A 1,139-nucleotide genomic window follows, 5' to 3' on the forward strand; every position below is an offset into this window, starting at 1 on the left:
CCCTCCGGGTCCTTCACCAACAGGCCGTAGATGACGTCCTCCAGCGGCCCGGCGCTCTTGGGCGGCTCGACCGGCTCGGTCATCACGGCGGTGAGGGTGGCGATCGCCGAGCCCTTGTCGTACGGGGGCACGCCCTCGACACAGGCGTACAGCAGACCGCCCAGCGACCACAGGTCGGCGGGCGGGCCCGGCTTCTGGCCGCGGGCCCGCTCCGGCGAGATGTACGAGGGCGCGCCGACGAGCATGCCGGTCGAGGTCACCGACGGGTCGCCCTCGACCTGGGCGATGCCGAAGTCGGTGAGCACGACCCGGCCGTCGTCGGAGATCAGCACGTTCGACGGCTTCACGTCGCGGTGCAGGATGCCCTGGCCGTGGGCGGCGCGCAGGACGTCGAGCACCGCGTAGCCGACCTCGGCGGCGCGGCGCGGGGTGAGCGGACCGTCGTCGCGGATGACCTCGGCCAGCGAGCGGCCCTCGACCAGCTCCATCACGATCCACGGCCGGTCGTCCTCGTCGACCACGTCGTAGACCGTCACCGCGGCGTTGTTGCGGATCCGGGCGATCGCCTTGGCCTCGCGCAGCGTGCGGGTGATCAGACGACGCTTCTCGTCCTCCTCGATCCCGCCGGGAAAGCGCAGTTCCTTGACCGCGACCGTGCGCCCCAGGACCTCGTCGCCGGCCCGCCAGACGGTGCCCATACCGCCTCGGCCGAGAACATCGGCGAGCCGGTAACGGCCGGCGAGGAGCCTGCCCTCCTTGCCGTCCATCTCGACCTCGTCGCCCACTGAATCCCCTCTGCATTCCAGCCGAGTTGGCGGCCTCGATTCTCCATCGATCGCCAAACTGGCCCAACTCGGACAACCCACCCTGGCAGAGCCTTCATTCTCCCTCATCCGCGGCCGTGCGGAAGGCCCGGGTGGGTGCCGGAGGGTACCGCGCACCCGTCATGATGGCCCCGACGACGGGAGTTCTTTTTGTCGCTCCACCCTCCCCGCCCGATCACCCCGGGTCCACCGCACCCGGTCGCCCTCATCGTCCTGGCCGTGCTGGCCGCCCTGGCCCTGACGGCGTGTACGAGCACCCCGCTCGCCTCCGTGGCACGCCCGAGGGCGGTCCGGGCGCCGGCCACCACCGCTTCC

1 protein-coding gene is annotated in these 1,139 nt (G+C 71.6%); it reads right to left on the reverse strand.

Features of this window, described 5'->3' with window-relative positions; genetic code table 11:
- Window positions 1-767: serine/threonine-protein kinase (locus AB0I03_RS26935; RefSeq protein WP_360417446.1), on the reverse strand; the 767-nt coding region annotated here is incomplete at its 3' end.
- Window positions 768-1,139: the final 372 nt, after the last annotated feature.

Source organism: Glycomyces sp. NPDC021274 (assembly GCF_040641195.1).
Lineage (GTDB): Bacteria > Actinomycetota > Actinomycetes > Mycobacteriales > Micromonosporaceae > Glycomyces.